Genomic DNA, 1,723 nt, shown 5'->3' with positions numbered 1-1,723 from the left:
GGCAATCGCTTCTCGATGTTGTGCCAATGCATCACTCAAATGCTGGGCGGATATGTCAAAACCCGCCTCCTTGAGCGGCCGGCTTTGCCACAGCGATTCGATGCGCGATAACCGCGCCATCTGGAAGGCACGGGCAGCGTCGAGGCGCTTGTCGTCATCGAACCAGAAGCGCACCCAATGCTGCATATACTCGGTGGGGCGATATTCGCTCTGCGGCGTCAGCCAGGCGACGTCCACATCGACTTCGTTCGCCGCGAAAAGCGGCGTGCCGCCACCGCCACAGAACCCCACCAGCACACCGGCCTTGGCCAGCTCGCGCATGGCGGCCTGGGTAATCGACGTGCCCGTTCCCAGCAGCAGCGACGTCGTATTGGCAATGGGAATGTTCCAATAGCGCGACTGCTTGCCTTCGTCGGTGACGTACTCGACACGCCCGCCATTGACCAGGACCCGGCAATGCTGGAGGTAATATAGATTCGCGCGTTTGGAGTGCAGGATCGTTTTTAGATCCGACGGTGACAAATCATCCATGGAACCTCCGGCATTGGGGTAGCGACTACAACCGCTTACGCTCTGTTACCCTCATATAAGCAAAGTCGATTGAGCCCGACTACCCCATGGATAAAACACCAGGGGAATTTTCCGGCCGGCTGCACAAGTGCAAGACCATGGGGGATACGTCATGAAAGAAACGTCGCCGCTCGCCTGGGACACGCAGGCGCGTTATCACGTGATCGAGCTGTTGGCGTACTGGGAGGGGCGCGTTACGGCCGCCGCGCTGCGTGAGGCGTTTCAACTGGGCAAGGACCGGGCCCAACAGGTGCTACGCACTTATCGCGAGGAAGTCGCGGTGGATAACCTTGCCTACGATACGTCGCGCAAAGCCTGGGTGCCGACATCGCGTTTCACGCCGTATTTCATTCACGGCCATGTGGATGAATATTTGCACCTGCTCGGCACGCACGATGCCTTGAATCCACAGTTCGTGGGGCTTGGTCTGGGCGCGGCCAATACGGAATCGGTTCCGATGCCGATTCGGGATGTCTCGCCGAAGGTGGTGCGGGCAGTCGTGTCGGCGGCGCGTGAAAAGCAACGCCTGGAGGTCGTCTACGCGAGCTTTTCATCACCCCAAGGCGAGGACAGGCTCATTGCCCCGCACACCCTGGTCTATGCCGCAGGACGCTGGCACGTCCGTGCGTATTGCGAGAAGAACGCGGCCTTTCGTGATTTCGTGCTATCACGCTTTCGCGGTGTGCCCGAGGCCATCGGCGATGCATTGCCCGCTGCGGCCCAAGCGAACGATGTGGACTGGGAGAATCGCCTGACACTGGAGATCATCCCCGACCGACGTCTCAGCGAGGCCGAGCAAACACTGATCGCTCAGGACTATGCCATGACGGCACACGTGCTGGAGATCACCTGCCGCTGCGCGCTGGCCCAATACGTGTTGCGTGAATACGGCATCAATCATCGCCATGTGGAAGGCGACCCACGTGCCCAGCAGGTCGACCTTGGTAATCGCGAGGCCCTGCGACAATGGCTTTATTGAGCCAAGGTTGATCCACACCTGCGGGGAACGGATTTTTTGCCTTATCCCCATCGGCGGAAAAAGCGGTTCATCCCCGCGTCTGCGGGGAACAGTCTAATTATAGACGCTTGTTTATAAAGGACAAAATCGCTCAGCATATTTCCACCAGCGATATTGCCTATTTTTTAATCAGCT

General features: G+C 58.6%; 2 protein-coding genes. One reads left to right on the top strand and one right to left on the bottom strand.

What is annotated here, in order from left to right:
• Nucleotides 1-531 (bottom strand): type I-F CRISPR-associated endonuclease Cas1f (gene cas1f, locus OP496_RS17575; RefSeq protein WP_280565192.1); only part of this gene is annotated, 531 nt, incomplete at its 3' end.
• Nucleotides 532-682: 151 nt separating this feature from the next.
• Here cas1f and OP496_RS17570 point away from each other — a divergent pair.
• A complete protein-coding gene (locus OP496_RS17570; protein ID WP_280565190.1) occupies nt 683-1,549 on the top strand; it encodes a WYL domain-containing protein in 867 nt (288 codons plus the stop codon).
• Nucleotides 1,550-1,723: the final 174 nt, after the last annotated feature.

The sequence above is a fragment of the Chromohalobacter sp. 48-RD10 genome (genome assembly GCF_029889785.1).
Taxonomy (GTDB): Bacteria; Pseudomonadota; Gammaproteobacteria; order Pseudomonadales; family Halomonadaceae; genus Chromohalobacter.
Note: the sequence above shows the minus strand (reverse complement) of the source record. Positions and strands in the feature narration are given on the sequence as shown.